The organism is Plantactinospora veratri, from assembly GCF_036421995.1.
GTDB classification, from domain to species: Bacteria; Actinomycetota; Actinomycetes; order Mycobacteriales; family Micromonosporaceae; genus Plantactinospora; species Plantactinospora veratri.
Genome location: NZ_JAZGQL010000012.1, coordinates 330,013 through 347,274 on the forward strand (window position 1 = coordinate 330,013; position 17,262 = coordinate 347,274).

The window sequence follows — 17,262 nt, forward strand, 5'->3', positions numbered from 1 at the left end:
GCTCTGCGGCGGACCTCCCACGATCAGGAGGGGGCCACGGCCGGCAGGTCGAACGCCGCGACAACGCCGCCGTGCAGGCTGCCCAGCCAGACGGTGTCACCGTGCCGGCGTACTCCGGTGACCATCGAGAAGCCCGGGGCGGTGGCCTGGAGGTCGTACCGGATCCGGCCCTCGGCGTCCAGCGCCTGCACCCAGGCGGTGTTCGCCGGCTTCGGTTGCAGGAGGTCCGGCAGGGCCCAGACCACCCGCCGCACGGCGGGATGCCACGGCGAGACCCGGTCCAGCAGCGCGTTGCGGGGCGAGCCCATCGCGATCCAGAGCAGCCCGTCGTCGTCCCGGGCGAGGTTGTCGGGGAAGGCCGGCAGGTTGTCGGCGAGCCGGTCCACCTCGCCGGTACGCGGCCCGGCCAGCCACCGCCGGGTCAGCCGGTACGCTCCGGTCTCGGCCACCACCACGTACGACTCGTCGGCGGCCAGCGCCACCCCGTTGGCGAAGTGGAGCCCGGTCAGCACCTCCTCGGTTCGCCCGTCCGGACACCACCGGAGCAGGCGCCCGGTGCCGGAGTGTTCGAGCAGGTCCGCCTTCCAGTGCGCCAGGGCGAAGCGCTGGGACGAGTCGCTGAACCAGATCGAACCGTCGCCGGCCACCGCCGCGTTGTTGCAGAGCCGCAGCGGTGCCGAGCCGACCGGCGTGCCGGCGGCGACCAGGGTGTCGATCCGGCCGGTGTCGGGTTCGACCCGGAGCAGCCCGCGCGCGGCGTCGCAGACCACGAGTCGGTCGGCGCGGTCCACCTCGATGCCGAGTGGCCGGCCGCCGGTCTCGGCGACCACCCGTGCTCCGGCGCCGTCCGCCGCCAGCCGCACCAGCCGGCCGTCGGCGAGGCCGGTGTGGATCCGGCCGGCGGAGTCGACCGCGACGTCCTCCGGCCCGTGGCCGGGCACAGGGTGCAGGCGTACCGGTGGCATCGGGTGGCTGCCGCTGCGCTGGCGGGCCCGGGCCGGTGCCCGCTCCGGCCGCCACACGACGGGGTCGATCCGGGGTCTGGCCATGGCCCATGCTATCCATCCGGATCGCTGCCGGCGCCGGTCCAGCTCCGTCCACGATGGACGGCAGCTCGGGCGGGTCGGCTTGACGCCCCCGGCCGGGCCGCGGTATAAACCATCTGGTTATAGAACTGAAAGGTTACGAAACATGAGTGCGGATCTGCTCGACGCGACCTTCGCGGCCCTGGCCGACCCGACCAGGCGGGCCATCCTCGCCCGGCTGGCCACCGGCGAGGCCAGCGTCACCGAGCTGGCCGCGCCGTTCGCGATGAGCCAGCCCGCCGTCTCCAAGCACCTCAAGGTGCTGGAACGGGCCGGGCTCGTCTCCCGGGGCCGGGACGCGCAACGCCGGCCGTGCCGGTTGGAGGCCCGGCCGCTCAAGGCCGCGCTGGACTGGCTGGAGAACTACCGCGACTACTGGGCCGAGAGCTACCAGCGGCTCGACGGACTGCTCGCCGAACTCCAGGCCGAGGGCGGCGAGGGGCGCACCCGGTGAGCGGCGGCGGCCGGGAGCTGACCGTCACCACCCCGACGGACCGGGAGATAGTGCTGACCCGGGCCTTCGACGCCCCGGCCGGGCTGGTCTTCGACGCGCTCACCCGCCCCGACCTGCTCCGCCGCTGGTTCGGCGCGCGGGGCTGGCAGCTCGTCGACTGCCAGCTCGACCTGCGGGTCGGCGGCGCGTGGCGGTTCGTCTCCCGGGGCCCGGGAGACGAGGAGATGGCACACGGCGGGACCTACCAGGTGATCGAGCCGGCCCGACGGCTGGTCTACACCGAGCGGTACGACGACCAGTCCTATCCCGGCGACACCCTGATCGACCACCGGCTCGTCGAACGGGCCGGGGTGACCACCCTGACCAGCACGATCCGGTACGCGACCCCGGAAGGCCGGGACCGGGTGCTCCGCTACCCGATGCGGCGCGGCGTGACCGAGGGCTACCGCCGGCTCGACCACCTGCTCGCGGAGCGGGTCGAGTCCCCCTGACCGCCGATCACCACGGTGCCCGGCGATCGTCCCGGCACCGGCCGGACACCGATCTCCACCTAGGCAGAGAGGCAACAACCGTGAACTGGACCCTGGAAGTGGTGGTGGTCCCCGTCTCCGACGTGGACCGGGCCAAGACCTTCTACGCCGACCAGCTCGGTTTCCACGTCGACCACGACACCCGGGTCGGCGACCAGGTACGCATCGTCCAGCTCACCCCGCCGGGCTCGGGCTGCTCCATCGTGATCGGCACCGGAGTCGTACCGGACATGCCGCCGCCCGGGTCGCTGCGCGGGCTGCAACTCGTCGTCGCCGATCTGGCCAAGGCGCGGGCGCAGCTCGTCGAGCGGGGTGTCGAGGTCAGCGAGATCCAGGTGCTCGGCGAGAACCCGAGGCCGGTCCCGGAGCCGCTGGACAACGTCGGATTCGTCTTCTTCAGCGACCCGGACGGCAACGGCTGGGCCGTGCAGCAGATCTCCTCCCGGGGCTAGTAGCCCAGCCGCACCAGCGGGCATTGGGATCTCCGCAGGTGGTGACAGCACAGAGGTGGCACGGCGACCCCGGCCGCCGTGCCACCTGTGCTGAAGGATCGCCTGTCGAGCACCCGGAGTGTGCCGGTGGAGCCGAATATCGTTGTTACACGGACCGACGTCCGACGCGAATCAGCGAGGACTGGTTGTCACGGTTCATGCGGCGGGACCGCAGTGATGAGCGGGACTGTTGGTGTTCGTCAGGCAGGCCCGGACGTACAGGCTGTTGATACTGGTGAGTGTCATCCCGCCGGCCTCGGTCTCACCGTATTCCCAGGCGCGCATGTGGTTTTCCGGGACTCTGTAGTGCTTCCTGTCGTTGAAGTCCAGCCATTCAAGTCGAATGGTGGCTCCGGCGCCGTTGGCGGCGTTATCGGTGATCCGCCAATAGGTGTAGGTGTGGTACATTCCCGGGCTGCCGCCGAGCGGCTGCCAACACAGGGTTGCGGCGAGGTGGGCGCCATTGCCGTTCTTGGCGTTGTTGGTGGAAACGTAGCGGCCGTTGGTGAAGCCCAATCCCGTGCAGAGGGAGGGCGGTGCTGCGGCGGCGGGATTGGCGACCGTGACGATGCCGACGGCGGCAAGCGCCACCGTCAGCAGGTAACTCAGGAAACGACGGCGTCTCATGTAATACAGCCTCCCCAGATCTGTCCACTGTGGCTAAAAGAAGTTGATCTTCGTGTCCAAACCGGTGGGAAGCAAGGGAACCGTGGCGTCTAGGCCACCTGCATGTTTATCACCACCGGGCGGTGATCCGACAGCCGGGTGTCCAGCACGTCGCCGCTGGTCACCGTAACGGCGCGAGAAAAAACGAAATCGATGCGTGCGGTGCCCAGCGTGGGTTCGTTGGCGTACCGGCCGCCGGTGTCCAGGAAACCGGCACCAACGAACCATCTGTGGATGGTGCTCCCCGGCACGTCGTTGATGTCACCGGTGAACAACAGCGGCCCACTCTGCGAGAGGTAGTCCACGACGGTGCGGGCCTGCTGCTGGCGCAGCGCCACCGCGGCGGCCGAGTGACCGGGCGTGAAGTGCGAGGTGAAGACCCGGATCGTGCGGTTGCCACCGAGGTCAAGTTTGACGCCGGCCATCGAACGCCGGACGGGACAGTCCTGGTTGACCGGCGACAGCGGCTTGGTGACCCGCTCGGCGATCCGGAACGAGGTCAGAATGGCGTTGCCGGCCTGGCCCTCCCACTCGTCGTCGCACGGTCCCGGGCTGTCAGCAGGTCCGAAATGGACGTTGGTGGTGAGCTGCCACCCCAACTCGTCGGCGAGCTGCTGCACCTGGTCCCGGGACGGCCGGCGGTGGACCTCCTGGACCGTCAGCACGTTCACGCCGTTGGCTTGGACGAAGTCGGCGATGGCGGGGATGTCAGCGCTCTCGCCGTGGATGTTCCACGTCATCACCCGCAGGTTCACGGGCGCGAGAGGGGCGGAACCGGCGTGGGCGGAACCCGCGTCGGCGGAGGTGGCGAAGGATGCCACGAGCACCGGCGTCAGCGCCAACGCCACGGCGTACCGCTCAAGGGCATTTAACATCATCGAAGACTAGTACTCCGGTCGCACCTGAGCGCGTGGGTGTTACCGCAACGTACGGCAGCAGGATCTGCTACGCGGAGAAGCATCGCTCCCCGGATGTCGGTAGGGCCACGTAGCATCCGCTGCCGTGACCGCCGTCCAGACGTACCGGTATCTCGGCCCCTCCGCGCTCCGAGCCGATGGTCTCGCCCTACAGACCAGCGGCGGGCCGGCGGCCAACCCCCGGTTCTTCTCCGGGTTCCTGACCACGCCACGGGCGGCCGCCGCCGGTCTGCTCGCGGTGGCCGAGGTCGCCCGCAGCCGCTACTACCGGCCGGCCGATCCGGCCAGCCTCGACCCGGTGGTGACCGGCGGCCGCGACCGGTTGCGCTTCGAGTCCTTCTCCGGCTGCTGCGGTGTCTACGCCCGGTTGGACGCCCTGCCGGCCGGGATCGACGGCGAGATCCTCGCGCACGGCACCACCAACGTCGACGTCAACCCGCCGCTGCGGGCGGCGCTGGCCCGGGTCGGCGGGCTCGACCCGCTGCACCTCTCGGTCGGGCCGGACGACCTCACCGTCTCCACAATGGACGGGTCGGTGGTGGAGCGGAAGGTCCCGCTGCCGGGGCGCTGGCTGCGCGGTTTCGCCGAGGTGCACGTGCTGGCGGCGGCCTTCGAGCCACGGGCCGAGATACCGGCCGCCGAGGCAGCCGCCTTCCTGCGCCGGCTGCCCGGCGCCGGAGACCGGTCGGTGCTCTGGGCGGTGCCGGCCGGGCGGTCGTTGCGACTGACCGGGCGACCGGTGCCGGGCGCGGTCTGCCTGGCCGGGGCCGACCGGCTGGCGACGCTGCGCGGTCTGCTGCGCCACGCGAAGACCCTCCGGGTGTACGGCCCGACCGCCGCGGCCGGCGCCCCGCCGCTGCCGAGCAGTTGGGAACTGGACACCGGTGAGTTGCGACTGTCGCTGACCCTCTCGCCGGAGCCGTATCGGGGCTTCTCCGGGGAGGGGGCGAGCCTCGCCGCGCTGGCCGGCGACGATGTCGTGGACGACGCCGAGCTGGTCGGCGCGCTGCTCTCCTGGGACCCGACGATCGACGTCGACACCCTCGCCGAGGGGGCCGGAATCGGCACCGGCCGGGTTCGTGCCGCGCTGGCCCAGCTCGGCACCGCCGGTCGGGTCGGCTTCGACGTGTCGCAGGCGGCGTACTTCCACCGCGTGCTGCCGTACGAAGCCGGCCGGGCCGAGCGGGACAACCCCCGGCTGCTCGGCGCCCGGGCCCTGGTCGAGGCGGGTGCGGTGCAGGTCGACGGCTCCACCGCGACCGTGTGCAACGGTGCGGAGGTCTACCGGGTGCGCAGCCACCCGGGCGGCCGGTACACCTGTTCCTGTCCCTGGTGGGCCCGGCACCGGGGCGAGCGCGGGCCGTGCAAGCACGCCCTCGCCGTGTCGATGGTCGGCGCGCGGGCGGAGGTTCCGGCGTGACCGAGAGCATCTTCGACCTGATTCACAAGCGCGCGGTCGAGGCGGTCGCCGACGCGCTCGCCGGGCTGCCCGAGCCGGACCGCCGGCAGCTCGGCGTCGAACTGGTCGCCTTCGTCCGCCGGCTCAAGGACAACTGGTGGGCCGGCCGGGAGGCGGCGGCGCTCGCGGTGGCGGTGGTCGGTTGCCTGCCCAGCGCGGCGAAGGCGGCCGAGATCCTCGGGCGGCGCGCGGTCGAGCTGGACATGGCGGCCGGGCCACCGGTGGTGGCGGCGGCGCGGGACCGGGGCATCGACTGGCTGCCCGACCTCGCCCGGCGGCTGGCGGACCGGCTCACCGGGACTCCGCCGCGCAGCTGGGGTCTGGTCGCCTACCTCTTCGCGGAGGAGAAGCTGACGCCGCCGACCGGAGACCGGTTCGTCGAGGGGTGGCTCGACGAACTCTCCTGGGCGTCCGGCGGGCGGCAGGCACCCCCACTGCCTGACCGGTTGCGCGCCGACCCGTTCCTCGACACGTTGCTGCCGCGACTCTTCGAAATCGACGGGCTGGGCAGCAGGGTCGGCTTCGAGGACTACTACACGGAGACGGCGATGGCCCTGCCGCACGCCCTCGTCCAGCTCGCCGCCGAGGGCCGGGTGGACCGGGCGGTGCTGCTCGGCGGCTGCGTCGACCGGCTGGTCCGGGGCGACCGGGCGGCCGCGCTGCGCCCGTTCCTCGTCCTGCACGACCTGCTCGCCCCGACTCCGGCCGAGCGCGCCGACCGGGCCGGCGACTACCTCCGGCTGCTCGCCGACGGCCCGGGTCCGGTGGCGTCGATGGCGCAGAAGGCGCTGCGTGGTGCCGCAGATGTCGAGCTGGAGGAGCTGCTCGACACGTCCAGGGCGGTGCTGATCCGCCCCGAGAAGGGGCTGGTACGCGCCCAGCTCGGCTGGCTGGACCAGCTCGCCCGGCAGCGACCCGAGGCAGCGGCGGAGATCGCCGACGTGTTCGGCGCGGCGGCCGAGCACCCGGCGGTGGAGCTGCGGGACCGGGCCGCCGCACTGGCCGCCAGGCACGGCGCGGCACCGGCGCCGGTCGGTGTGGTGGTGCGCTCCGGCGACGAGCTGCCGCCCGTGCCCGCGCCGACGCCCGTCCCGGCCCCGATCACGGATCCGGACGAACTGGCCGAGGAGGTCGCGGCGCTGCTCAGCACCGGGATCACCGCCCTGCCGCTGGAGCGGGTGCTGGACGCGGTGGTCCGGTTGACCGCCACCGACCAGCCGGGCCTGACCCAGGCACTGGCACCGGTACTGGACCGGCACGGCTCCGGCGAGCACCGCTGGTCGCCGTCCTGCCTGCACGGCCCGTTAGAGGACCTGCTGCGCGCGGCCGCCGGTCCGGCCCAGATCGGTGTGCTGCGCCGGTGGTGGGTGGGTCTGCTCTCGGCCGCGCACAGGTCCCAACTGGCCAGTGACCCCCGGGTCGCCCCGGCGCACCGGCTGCTCCGGGTCCGGCTCGCCGAGATCGGCACCTACCTCGGCCGGTCCCAGAGCGCGGGGCTGCTCGCCGCACCCACCTCGACGAACGGCGCGCTCGACCCGTCCGCGCTCTACGACCGGCTGGCCGCGCTCGGCGAGGCACATCCGTGGCGCTGGGACCTGACCCAGGCGCTGCTGCGGCTGCCGCCCGGCGGTGACGACGCCTTGGCGGGACGTGCCTCGGCACTGGGCACCCCCGGTGGGGACCGGCTCGCCGCCTGGCTGCGCTCCGGTGGGCTGCCGCGGCCGACGTTCCGGCCGGTCAGGGTGAGCTTCAGGCAGGCCCCCTCCTACCACTCCGGCCAACCCGGTACCTCCATCGAGCGGGTGCAGGTCGAGGTCGGCGCGGCGCAGGAGGCCGGGGCGGAGCGGTTCGAGGATCCGCTCGGGCTGCTCACCGGTCGGGTGGCCCGGTTCGACAACCACTGCGCGCGATGGTCCCGCCTCTGGCCGTCGGTACTGCCCGGTCACCGGGGGTTGGTCGCCGCGTACGCGTTGAACGACATCGCCGGCTCCGCCGACCAGGATCACCGGGGCGGCGCCGAGCTACTGCCACTGCTCGCCGAGAGCACCGGAGAGGGTGGGGTGGCGCTCGACATCGCCCTGGCGTACGGGCTCGGCGCCCGGCACCGGGCCGACCGGGTGGCCGCCGTCGACGCCCTGCTGGCACTCGCCGCCGCCGGTGAGCTGGACGCCGCCTCCGTGGGTCGGCAACTCGGTGAGCTGGCCTCGGGCGGGATGGTCACCCTGACCCGGACGGTCGAGCCGCTGCGGGACCTGACCCTGGCCGGTGCCCGGCTCAGCACCTGGCGACTGCTCGCCGCCGCCCTGCCGGCCCTGCTGACCGCGCCGAAGCCGCGCCCCGGGCTACCCGATCTGCTGACCCTGGCGGCGGAGACGGCGGCCGCCACCGGCGTCCCGATCGTCGTTTCCGGGCTGGCCGAGGTGGCGGCCCGCCGGGGGTCGAGTCGGCTGACGACCGAGGCCCGCCGCCTCGTCGCCGCGCTCGACAACCCGGCCGCCGCACTGACCGGATAGCCCCGCCCGCGCGCCGGGGGCGCTGCTCGAGGCACGCCGCACTGACCGGATAGCCCCGCCCGCGCGCCGGGGGCGCTGCTCGAGGCACCCGCTCCGGCACGGCGAGCCTCGAGCCGGACTGCCTCCGGCCTCGGCTGCCGGGCGGATCCCGGTTACTGCTCCTCCGCCCGGCACCGCCGGCAGGCCGGTCAGTCCTTCGGGCTGCCCTTGGGAGCGGTGTTCCACTCCGGGTTGCCGAGCGTGGTGACCCAGCTCCGCACCTGGGCCACGTCGGCCGGTGCGAAGGCGAGACTGAGCATCAGCAGCAGCCGGGCCTTCTGCGGCAGCAGGTCGTCCCCGGCGATGATCGGCGAGGTGGTGCTGCCGCCGTAGACGGAGCCGGAGCCGGTCCGGGTGGTGCTGACGAAGAGGACTCCCTTCGCCGCCGCCGCGCTCCGGGCGCTGCTCTGCGCCGAGGAGATGCCGCCGGCGCCGGTACCGGCGGTGACGATGCCCCGCACCCCGGCGTCCGCGAAGGCGGTGATGGCCTCCCCACCGGCCTGCTGGTAGCCGTAGACCACCTCGACCCGGGGCACCGAGGTCGGCGCGATCTTCGACAGGTCGAACGGGGTCAGCCAACGCTTCTTCGCGTCACACTCCTCGACCCGGGCCGGTGCCCGGCCGACCTTGATGTTCGGTCCGTCGACCCAGCCCAGTACGCCCAGTTCCCGGGACTGGAAGGTGTCCATCCGGTAGGAGCTGGTCTTGGTGACGTCCCGGGCGGCGTGGAACTCGTCGCCGAGCAGCAGCACGGTGCCGTAGCAGTAGGTGGACTGGCTGGCCGCCAGCACGATCGAGTTGTAGAGGTTGGCGGGTCCGTCGGCGCCGATCACCTGCGGCCCGTCCGGGGTGCCGGCCGCCCACGGTCGCATGGCACCGGTGAGCACCACCGGCTTGCGGCTCTGCACGGTCAGGTCCAGCCAGTACGCGAACTCCTCCATCGTGTCGGTGCCGCTGGTCACCACCACCGCGTCCGACTTCGTCAGGGCAGCTTCGACAGCCAGGGTGAGGGCGTGGAACTCGGCGATGGTGTAGCCGCCGGAGCCCTTGTTGCCGAACTGCACCGTCGAGACGTCGGCGACCTGGCCGATCTCCGGCTGGAGCCGGGCGACCAGGTCGCCGATGGCGATCCGGCCGGACTGGTAGTCGGTGAAGCTGCTCCGCGAGGTGGCGACGCCGGAGATCGTGCCGCCGGTGCCGATCACGGTGACCTTGGGCTTCTTCGCCTTGGCCCCGGCGACCGCCTGGGCGTACGCGACGCTGCGGATCTCGGTCGGTCCGGTGACCCCGGAGACCGCGCCGCTGATCGGGGGGAGCGCCATCGCCGTCGGCTCGGGGGCGCGGTTGAGCACCGAGACGACGGTGGCGGTGAGTGCCGCGGTGAGGACCGGGACCAGTACGGCGGTCAGGCGCCGAGGTGTCGGCCGGAGTCGACCGGGAAGGCTGGACAATGCGACCTCCAGTTGCGGGATGGGGGTGACGGCGATGGTGCGAGTTCCGGTTTTCCTCGGCGTTACAAGATCATTTCCCGTTGCCGCCTTTCGGAGCGGATCCGGTCGATCGCCGATGTCGATCAATCTTCCGGGGTGGTAACTGCCGGTTCGACCGCCTTCGCCGCCGGATTCGGTAAAGCCTGCTGTGACGAGCGGCACATTCCGCACCGGGACGTGAACCCGGGCGGGTCGGGCGGCTACCCAGGACGGGATGAATGACGTCGACCACGGGCTGTTGCAGCGGGTGGCCGCCGGTGACCAGCGGGCATTCGAGGAGCTGTACACCCGGCACGGCCAGCCGCTGCTGGCGTACGCCGAGGGGTTGCTCGGCGGCGACCGTGGGCGGGCCGAGGAGGCGCTCCAGGACACCTTCCTGGCCACCTGGCGGGGTGCCGGCTCGTTCGAGGGACGGTCCTCGGTGCGTACCTGGCTCTTCGGCATCTGCCGACGGCAGGCGCTGAGCCGGATGGACGGACGCCGGCCGGCGCCGCTGCCGATGGAGGCCGCCGCCGAGGTACCGGCCGGCGAGCCCGGTCCGGAGGCGGTGGCCCTGGCCCGGGCCGACGCCCGGGCGGTGGCCGTCGCCCTGGCCGAGCTGGCTCCGGCGCACCGGGAGGTGCTGGACCTCGCGTTCGGCGCCGGGCTCGCGCACGCCGAGATCGCCGAGGTACTCGGCATCCCGGTCGGCACCGTGAAGAGTCGGCTGTTCCATGCCCGGGCGGGGCTCGCCCGGGCGCTGCCCGACGACGCCGAGGCGGTCGGGCTTTCCGGACGGGAGGCGGGACGATGACCCACCCGGGTGACCTGCTGGCGGCCTTCGCCGCCGGCACGCTCGCAGACGACCGGGCCGACCAGGTGGCCCGGCACGTCGCGCAATGCCCCGGCTGCGCCGCCGAACTGGCGGCCTGGCGGCGGGTGGCCGACGCCGTCGGGGACCGCGTCGCGGCGGTCGCGGCACCGCCGGCCAGACTGCGCGACACGCTGCTGTCCCGGATCACGTCGGCCCGGTCGGTGGTCGGCGCGTCGACCGTACCCCGGTATGCGGCACCGATCGGCGGCGCCGCCGGGCGCCGCGCAGCGCGGATCCTGGCCGCGCAGCGACGCCTGGTCGACCGGCGGATCTGGCTGGTCGCCGCCGTGGTGCTGGCGGCCGGCACCGGCGTCGCCGGCTGGGCGCCGCCGGGAATCTCCGAGCAGGTCCTGGCCATCGTGGTACCCCTGGTCGCGGCCCTCGGCGTGGCCGGCGCCTGCGGCAGCGGCGCCGATCCGGCCGGCGAACTGGTCGCGGCGAGCCTGACCGGGGTACGCGCGGTGCTGCTGGCCCGGCTCACCCTGGTGCTCGGGGCGATCTTCGGCGCCTCCTCGCTCGCCTCCCTCGGCCTGGTCTGGGTCGACGCCGGAGCGCCGCTGGCGCTCTTCGCCGCCTGGCTCGGACCGATGGCGCTGCTCTCGGCGGTCAGTTTCGCACTCTCGGTGCTCTGGCGACCGGCGGTCGGGATCGGGGTCGCCATGGGCCTCTGGGTGCTCCGGCTGCTCGCCGGCTCCAGCGCCCTGGACGGGACCGTGGACCGGCTGGTCGAACCGCTCTGGCGGACCAGCGGGCCGTTGCTGCTGGTGGCGGCGCTGCTGATGGCCGGCACCGTCGTACTGCTGCCGCACCTGCCGGCCGGAGTCGGACGCCGCGCGTCACTGCGGTGACCGACCCCGGAATGTGGTCCGGGTCACCGGCCGCAGCGTGAACCCCGGCGGCCCGCCGGCCCACCCAGTTGCGTGATGGCCCAACATTCCTGGCACGTTCCCCTGCGGCGGGCCGAGTCCCGCCAACTGTGGCGGTACGAGGCGCGGCGAGCCGGCTGGGCGGCCGCCGCCACGCCACCGGCGGCACTGCTGGTCGCGGTGACCATGGCACTGCTCGCCGGCAACGGCGGGGCCGGGCGGCGGCAGGTCGGCGACCTGCTGCTCACCGGCCTGGAGGCCGTGCTGCCGCTGGCCGTGGCGATGAGCGCGGTGACCCTGGTCGCCCGGGACGGCTGCCGCGAACTGCAACTCGCGCTCCCCACCCGGTACGCCCGCACGCTCGGCCGCCGGCTCGGGGTACTGGCGCTGGCCACCGCGCTCTCCGCGCTGGTCTACTCCGCCGGGCTCGGCCTCACCGGCTGGTGGACCGGCCCGCACCTGCTCGCCTCGGCCCTGGTCTGGGCCCCGCCGACGCTCTGGCTCGCCGCCCTGGCGGTGCTGCTCGCCGTACTCGGCCGCAGCGTCGTACTCGCCACCAGCGCGGTCGCCGGGCTGTGGCTCTGCGAGCAGGTCCTCGCGAGCCTGCTGGTCGGTTACGAGTGGAGCCGTCCGCTCTACCTCTTCACCACCAGCCGGGTCGGTACCGGGGAGGGCTGGCTGACGAACCGGCTGGCGCTGACGCTCACCGGGCTGCTGCTCGCCGGTGCCGTCGCGCTGCTGCTGCGCCGGCCCCATCTGCTGTTGTCCGAGGAAGAGGAGTGAGCGGGATGTCGGAACTGTTCGCGGTCGGCCGGTACGAGTTCCGGATGCAGGCCCGCAAGCGGTCGCTGTGGCTGGCGACGCTGCTCCTGGCGGCGGTGATCACCCTCTTCCAGGGGCCGCGCGGGCCCCGCTACCTGCCGGCGGACGCCACGGCGCCGGAGGTGATGGCCGGCTGGGCGCTGCTGTTCGGCATCGTCGTGCCGCTCGGCTTGGGCATGGTGCTGGCGGACCGGCTGGTCCGGGACCGTCGGCTCGGCACCGCCGCGCTGCTGGAGAGCCTGCCGGTCCGGCCGGGACTGCTGCTGGCCGGGAAATACCTCGGCGGGCTCGCCGCGACCGCGCTGCCGGCGCTACTGGCGATGGTGGTCGCCGGAGGGTACGAGACCGTGCACCGGGGCGATCCGCTGATGCTCGGCTGGGCGGTACTGGCGTTCGCCGTGATCATGCTGCCCGGACTCGCCTTCGTCGCCGGGTTCGCCCTCACCTGCCCGCTGGCGATCTCCGCGCCGCTGTTCCGGGTGCTCTTCGTCGGCTACTGGTTCTGGGGCAACATGCTCGCCCCGGACTTCCTGCCCTCGCTGACCGGCACGCTGATCACACCGATCGGCGACTACCAGGCGAGCTGGCTCTCCGGCGAGCTGGCGTTCTTCGCCGGCGTACCCGGTTGGCTCTCCTTCCTGCGCCCCGAGCCCGGCGCCGGTAGCGCGCTGCTCAGCGTCGCCCTGCTCGTCCTGCTCGGCGTGGCGCCCCTGCTGGTCACGCACACCCTCCTGTCCCGTCGCCGGCACGCCGCCTGACGCGTCCGCCTGTCGAAAGGCTCACCTCGCATGGACATCCAGACCACCGGTCTGACCCGCCGGTTCGGCAAAGTGACCGCGCTGCACTCGGTCGACCTCGACATCCCGGGCGGCATGTACGGCCTGCTCGGCGCGAACGGTGCCGGCAAGACCACGCTGATGCGGATCCTCGCCGGAGTACTGCCACCCAGCGGCGGCCGGGTGCGGGTCGGCGGGCAGGACCTGACCACCGGCGCGGGGCGGCTGGCGGTGCAACGCCGGCTCGGCTACCTGCCGCAGGACCTCGGTCTCTATCCCGACCTGTCACCTCGGGAGTTCCTGGACTACGTCGGGCTGCTCAAGGGACTCGACGACACCCGGGCGCGGCGGCGGCAGGTCGACGAGCTGCTGGAACTGGTGGCGTTGACCGACGTCGCCGGCCGGCGGATGAAGGGCTTCTCCGGTGGCATGCGACGCCGCGTCGGCATCGCGCAGGCGCTGCTCGGCGACCCGGCGCTGATCGTCGTGGACGAGCCGACCGCCGGGCTGGACCCCGAGGAGCGGGTACGCTTCCGGACCCTGCTGGCCGGGCTGGCCGGGCATCGTACGGTGCTGCTGAGCACGCACATCGTCGAGGACGTGGCGCAGACCTGCCAGCACGCGGCGGTGATGGCGGCCGGTCGGGTGGTCTACACCGGGATGGTCACCGATCTGGTCCGGGTCGGTGAGGGTGCCACCTGGGAGGTGACCAGTTCCGGTCCGGCGCCGACGGTCGGGGTGGTGGTCTCGGCGATCGGCCGGACCGACGGCACGCACTACCGGGTGGTCAGCCCGACCCGGCCGAGTCCGGACGCGACGCCGGTGGCGCCCTCCCTTGAGGACGGTTATGTCGCGCTGATGCAGCGGGCCACGGTGTTGTCGACCACGACCGCTGCCGGCTGACGTCCGGCCGGGTCGCCGGTCATCGTGGCGAGGGCCCGCAGCATCGGTGGCATGGTCGGGTCCACGCCGGCCTCGTCGAGCAGGTCGAGTCGTTCCAACTCGTCGAGGACGGCCGTCAGATGCTCGGCCGTCGGTGTCCCCGGCCGTGGGTGATTCCGCTCCACCAGCAGGTCCGGCAGGAGGTGCCGTAAGAGCTGGGCCAGCTCCCGATCGACGTCCTCGTGCCGACCCAGCCACACCCGGACGCAGCGCAGGTACGGCTCGGGCGGCAGCGGGCGCGCCTGGAAGTACCCCTGGCGCGCCTGCCCCGTCGCGCTGGAGAGGATCGTGGCCGCGACCGGCGCCGGTAGGCCGGTGTCGGCGGCGAGCCGCTCCAGCAGCAGCGTCAGCGGCAGCGTTTCGAAGGGCCGGAACTCGCACACCCGGAGCCACCGCTGGTACACGGAGAGACGCTCCGTCGGGGTGGTCTCGGAGAGCGGGGTCAGCAGGAGCGCGACCAGCTCGTGCGCCTCGGAACGCAACTGCGCTGCGGGCCCGACCCTAGCCACCTTGACGGCGTCGGGTTGGCGGGCGATCAGCGGGTCGAGCGCGTGTTGGGTCATGTCCTCGCCGACCCCGCAGAGCAGGTTGACCTCCCGGGCACCCCACCGGAAGGTGACAACCCGGGGGACATGCTCCGGCTGCTGGTCGGGCCAGGCCTGGCCCATCGTCCAGCCGAGATCGATCGGTGGTGGCGTCTCGTCCGGTCCGGCCAGCCGCAGCTGGATGTCCCGGTTCTCGCCGATACCGATCCGGTCGAGCGCGATGGTCCGGACAAAGCTGGTCCAGTCGGCCGAGAGCAGTTGCGAACGCCACAGCAACACGTGCCGGTGCCAGGACGGCACGACGCTGGTGCCGACGCCGTACAGGGTGCTGCCGGGGAGCGTACCGGCGGCGCAGACGGTGAGCAGCAACAGGTTGACCGAGTATGCCGCGTGCCGGGCCGGCACCGGCACCGGACGGGGCTGGTACCTGTCGTACCGGTGTTCGGCGCGCGCCCAGTTGGCCGCCCGGAACAGGCCGATCAGTAGCTCGACCAGGCAGTCCCGGCGCTGCTGATCCACAGTGGACATCATTCCCGCCAGGAATTCGACCACCGGCGCCCGGCCGCACAGCGCGGCCCAGGAGGTGAGCGCGTGCAGTCGGCCGTCGTCCACCGGCTGCGGGTCGCCGAACGGCATCCCGAAGGGCGCGACGGCCGCCGCCTGCCGAGCGGCCACCATGCCAGCCAAGACGTGCCAGACGAGGCGGGCCACCAGATATTCGCCGAAGGTCGCGTGCAGAAACTCGTACGTCTCCAGCTCGTCGTCGCCGGCTGTCGCGTTGTCGGCCACCCGGGAACGGTGCACGAAGAAGAACCGACCGAGCACGATCTCGGCCGGGCGCAGCGGAGCGCGCCGGTGCTCGGTGGGTGGGCTGGACGGAGCCGGGCCGAGCAGCGCGCCGAGGTCGTCGTCCAACTCCTTCTTGGTGACCCACTGCGCGCCCCGGTTGAAGAGCGCGAACGCGACCACCGACAGCCGGTACAGCTCGGCCGCGACCGCCGCGTCCAGCTCCGACCGGTCCAGTCCCGCCCGGTGTTTGGTCACCTCGCGGCGGGCGAACCGGTCCAGCAGCCGCTCGTACAACTCGTCGCGGCGGAGTTGGCCCGCGGCGCGCAGCGCGTTGCCGTCCGCGTCGTAGAGCGCGAGCATGAGCAGCAGCAGGGGTTGCTCGGCCAGCCTCCCGTGCGCGAGCACGGTGTCGGGGGCCAGCGGTGCCACGCCGCGCCGGGCGAAGTTCTCGGCGTTCACGGCGTTCCACACGTCCAGCCAGGCCGACACCCGTTCGGCGTCGAACGGCTCCAGCCGGACCGCGACCGTACCGTCCGGCGGCACCGCCCGGTCCGCCACGCTGGTCCGGCTGGTCACCACGACGACCGCCGGCCGGCCCTGGACCGCTTCCCGGCGCTGGAACCGGGCCACCCGGTCCAGATAGTCGGTCTGGCTGATCCCGGTGGCCTGCAACAGTTCGTCGAAACCGTCGAGCAGCACCACCGGCAGGGCACCGCCGGCCGCGCCGGCCAGCGCCGGCCAGTCCATCCGCTCACCGGTGACGTCCCGGACCGCGCGCTCGATCTGGTCCTGGAGGTCGGTGAGGGCCGACACGTTCCGCAGTTCGACCCGGACCACCAGGAAGTCGGCGGCCGGCAGCCGTGCCGCGAGCGTCCGGGTCAGCACGGACTTGCCGGAGCCGGGCTGGCCCAGCACCAGCAGCGGCGTCCGGGTGGCTCGCGGCGAGGTGAGGTAGCCCAACAGGAACTCCGGCAGGTCGTCCCGGACCGGCTGCTGCGTCCACCACCACTCGTCGCTGGGCCTGGCGTCGTCACCGACCAACTCCGCGACCCGACACAGCGGCGGCACGTACGCCTGGCCGAGGGCGGGCACCGAGAGCCAGTCCGGCACCTCACCGGACTCGACGACGGAGTCGTCGAGGGTGTCGGTGTAGGCGCGACGCAGGGCCGCCGGCAGGTCGGCGGCGGTCCGGCCGGCCGCGATCCGGGCGAGCGCCCGTTCCAGCCCGGCGAGCGAGATGCCCAACTCCCGTACGTCGGCCCGCGCGTCGCGCAGCACCGCCAGGACCCCGCGCACCTCGGCCCGGGTCCCCTCGTGCTCGCGGAGCTGCGACCAGAACGCCACCTCGGGGAAGTCGGTCGCGAGCTGCCCGAACAGCTCGTCGTACCGGCGCATCGCCCGCTCGGGCAGCGGCTCCACGCCCATCAGGAAGGCGGTCCGAGCCGAGGGTCGCAGCCGCTCCCAGGCGGCGAGACCGGGCAGGAAACCCACCAGTCGTACCGTGACAGCCTCGTACATCAGGCGGAGCGGGCCGCGGAATTCCCCGTACGGTTCGTGCGGTGCCGGCCGAGGCACCGGAGAGGCGAACAACGCCGTGAGCGGTGAGCGTACGGCGCCCTGGATCTTGTGACCGGTGAGGAGCAACTGCTCGTCGCGGGTCAGCTCCAGCTCGGCGAAGGAGATCGGCAGGTCGAGTTCGGCCAGCGCCTCGAAGTAGGCGGTCACCACGAGCACGGAGTGCGCGGCAGCCAGCCGCTCGGTACGGTCGTACCTGCCCAACCGGTGCCACTGCTCGCTGGCCTTGCTGACGAGTTCCCGGCTCAGCCGGGCGAACTCCGCCTTGGCATCGAAGAGCGCGAGCAGTCCGGGCACCAGCAGCGACCCGCCGAGCAGCAGCCCGCCGGCCAGATTGTCCAGGGCGGTGACGACCCGGCTGCGCCCGCCGCCGAGCAGACGCACGGCGTCGGCATACGAGAACGTGTCAGCCACCGGGCCATCATCGTCGAACGGACAGCCGGACGGGTA

General features: G+C 73.0%; 15 protein-coding genes. 10 read left to right on the forward strand and 5 right to left on the reverse strand.

Annotation, left to right across the window (positions count from 1 at the left end):
• Window positions 1-23: 23 nt before the first annotated feature.
• Window positions 24-1,049, reverse strand: a complete 1,026-nt coding sequence (locus V1634_RS18255) for an SMP-30/gluconolactonase/LRE family protein (protein WP_331209056.1) — start codon at window positions 1,047-1,049, stop codon at window positions 24-26.
• Between the two features lie 142 nt (window positions 1,050-1,191).
• Between V1634_RS18255 and V1634_RS18260 the strand changes: the two genes are divergently transcribed.
• The 3 genes from V1634_RS18260 to V1634_RS18270 all read left to right on the forward strand — a co-directional run bounded on the left by V1634_RS18260 (window position 1,192) and on the right by V1634_RS18270 (window position 2,521).
• A complete protein-coding gene (locus V1634_RS18260; protein ID WP_331209057.1) occupies window positions 1,192-1,539 on the forward strand; it encodes an ArsR/SmtB family transcription factor in 348 nt (115 codons plus the stop codon).
• Entirely contained in the window at window positions 1,536-2,030 is a 495-nt protein-coding gene (locus V1634_RS18265; protein ID WP_331209058.1) for an SRPBCC family protein, read from the forward strand. Before V1634_RS18260 ends, V1634_RS18265 begins: the two co-directional genes overlap by 4 nt.
• A gap of 80 nt (window positions 2,031-2,110) precedes the next feature.
• Window positions 2,111-2,521: a VOC family protein gene (locus tag V1634_RS18270; RefSeq protein ID WP_331209059.1), complete on the forward strand. Its 411-nt coding sequence runs from the start codon at window positions 2,111-2,113 to the stop codon at window positions 2,519-2,521.
• A gap of 195 nt (window positions 2,522-2,716) precedes the next feature.
• Here the strand turns inward: V1634_RS18270 and V1634_RS18275 are convergent, their stop codons facing one another.
• A complete protein-coding gene (locus tag V1634_RS18275) occupies window positions 2,717-3,187 on the reverse strand; it encodes a hypothetical protein (RefSeq protein ID WP_331209060.1) in 471 nt (156 codons plus the stop codon).
• A gap of 89 nt (window positions 3,188-3,276) precedes the next feature.
• Entirely contained in the window at window positions 3,277-4,101 is an 825-nt protein-coding gene (locus V1634_RS18280) for an endonuclease/exonuclease/phosphatase family protein (protein ID WP_331209061.1), read from the reverse strand.
• A gap of 127 nt (window positions 4,102-4,228) precedes the next feature.
• Here V1634_RS18280 and V1634_RS18285 point away from each other — a divergent pair, with 127 nt between their 5' ends.
• A complete protein-coding gene (locus V1634_RS18285; RefSeq protein ID WP_331209062.1) occupies window positions 4,229-5,563 on the forward strand; it encodes an SWIM zinc finger family protein in 1,335 nt (444 codons plus the stop codon).
• Window positions 5,560-8,115, forward strand: coding sequence for a hypothetical protein (locus V1634_RS18290; protein ID WP_331209063.1), 2,556 nt, complete (start codon window positions 5,560-5,562; stop codon window positions 8,113-8,115). Before V1634_RS18285 ends, V1634_RS18290 begins: the two co-directional genes overlap by 4 nt.
• A 188-nt stretch (window positions 8,116-8,303) precedes the next feature.
• On the opposite strand, the gene V1634_RS18295 is transcribed toward V1634_RS18290, so the two are convergent.
• Entirely contained in the window at window positions 8,304-9,605 is a 1,302-nt protein-coding gene (locus tag V1634_RS18295) for an asparaginase (protein ID WP_331209064.1), read from the reverse strand.
• Between the two features lie 253 nt (window positions 9,606-9,858).
• On the opposite strand from V1634_RS18295, the gene V1634_RS18300 reads away from it, so the two are divergent.
• From V1634_RS18300 to V1634_RS18320, 5 genes are all read left to right on the forward strand, one after another.
• Window positions 9,859-10,437, forward strand: a complete 579-nt coding sequence (locus tag V1634_RS18300) for an RNA polymerase sigma factor (protein ID WP_331209066.1) — start codon at window positions 9,859-9,861, stop codon at window positions 10,435-10,437.
• Window positions 10,434-11,345, forward strand: a complete 912-nt coding sequence (locus V1634_RS18305; RefSeq protein ID WP_331209067.1) for an anti-sigma factor — start codon at window positions 10,434-10,436, stop codon at window positions 11,343-11,345. Before V1634_RS18300 ends, V1634_RS18305 begins: the two co-directional genes overlap by 4 nt.
• Window positions 11,346-11,420: 75 nt before the next feature.
• A complete protein-coding gene (locus V1634_RS18310) occupies window positions 11,421-12,146 on the forward strand; it encodes a hypothetical protein (RefSeq protein ID WP_331209068.1) in 726 nt (241 codons plus the stop codon).
• A 5-nt stretch (window positions 12,147-12,151) separates the two neighbouring features.
• On the forward strand, window positions 12,152-12,943 hold the full coding sequence (locus tag V1634_RS18315) for a hypothetical protein (protein ID WP_331209069.1): 792 nt from the start codon (window positions 12,152-12,154) through the stop codon (window positions 12,941-12,943).
• A gap of 30 nt (window positions 12,944-12,973) precedes the next feature.
• The gene (locus tag V1634_RS18320) at window positions 12,974-13,864 is read left to right on the forward strand and encodes an ABC transporter ATP-binding protein (RefSeq protein WP_331209070.1); all 891 of its coding nucleotides are present in this window, start codon (window positions 12,974-12,976) and stop codon (window positions 13,862-13,864) included.
• Here the strand turns inward: V1634_RS18320 and V1634_RS18325 are convergent.
• The gene (locus tag V1634_RS18325; protein WP_331209071.1) at window positions 13,807-17,226 is read right to left on the reverse strand and encodes an NACHT domain-containing protein; all 3,420 of its coding nucleotides are present in this window, start codon (window positions 17,224-17,226) and stop codon (window positions 13,807-13,809) included. The genes V1634_RS18320 and V1634_RS18325 overlap by 58 nt on opposite strands.
• Window positions 17,227-17,262: the final 36 nt, after the last annotated feature.

What these genes read in the sequence shown, in the direction of transcription:
- V1634_RS18255 (WP_331209056.1), bottom strand. Translation starts at nt 1,049, where the DNA reads ATGGCCAGACCCCGGATCGACCCCGTCGTGTGGCGGCCGGAGCGGGCA.
- V1634_RS18260 (WP_331209057.1), top strand. Translation starts at nt 1,192, where the DNA reads ATGAGTGCGGATCTGCTCGACGCGACCTTCGCGGCCCTGGCCGACCCG.
- V1634_RS18275 (WP_331209060.1), bottom strand. Translation starts at nt 3,187, where the DNA reads ATGAGACGCCGTCGTTTCCTGAGTTACCTGCTGACGGTGGCGCTTGCC.
- V1634_RS18280 (WP_331209061.1), bottom strand. Translation starts at nt 4,101, where the DNA reads ATGTTAAATGCCCTTGAGCGGTACGCCGTGGCGTTGGCGCTGACGCCG.
- V1634_RS18300 (WP_331209066.1), top strand. Translation starts at nt 9,859, where the DNA reads ATGAATGACGTCGACCACGGGCTGTTGCAGCGGGTGGCCGCCGGTGAC.
- V1634_RS18305 (WP_331209067.1), top strand. Translation starts at nt 10,434, where the DNA reads ATGACCCACCCGGGTGACCTGCTGGCGGCCTTCGCCGCCGGCACGCTC.
- V1634_RS18310 (WP_331209068.1), top strand. Translation starts at nt 11,421, where the DNA reads ATGGCCCAACATTCCTGGCACGTTCCCCTGCGGCGGGCCGAGTCCCGC.
- V1634_RS18315 (WP_331209069.1), top strand. Translation starts at nt 12,152, where the DNA reads ATGTCGGAACTGTTCGCGGTCGGCCGGTACGAGTTCCGGATGCAGGCC.
- V1634_RS18320 (WP_331209070.1), top strand. Translation starts at nt 12,974, where the DNA reads ATGGACATCCAGACCACCGGTCTGACCCGCCGGTTCGGCAAAGTGACC.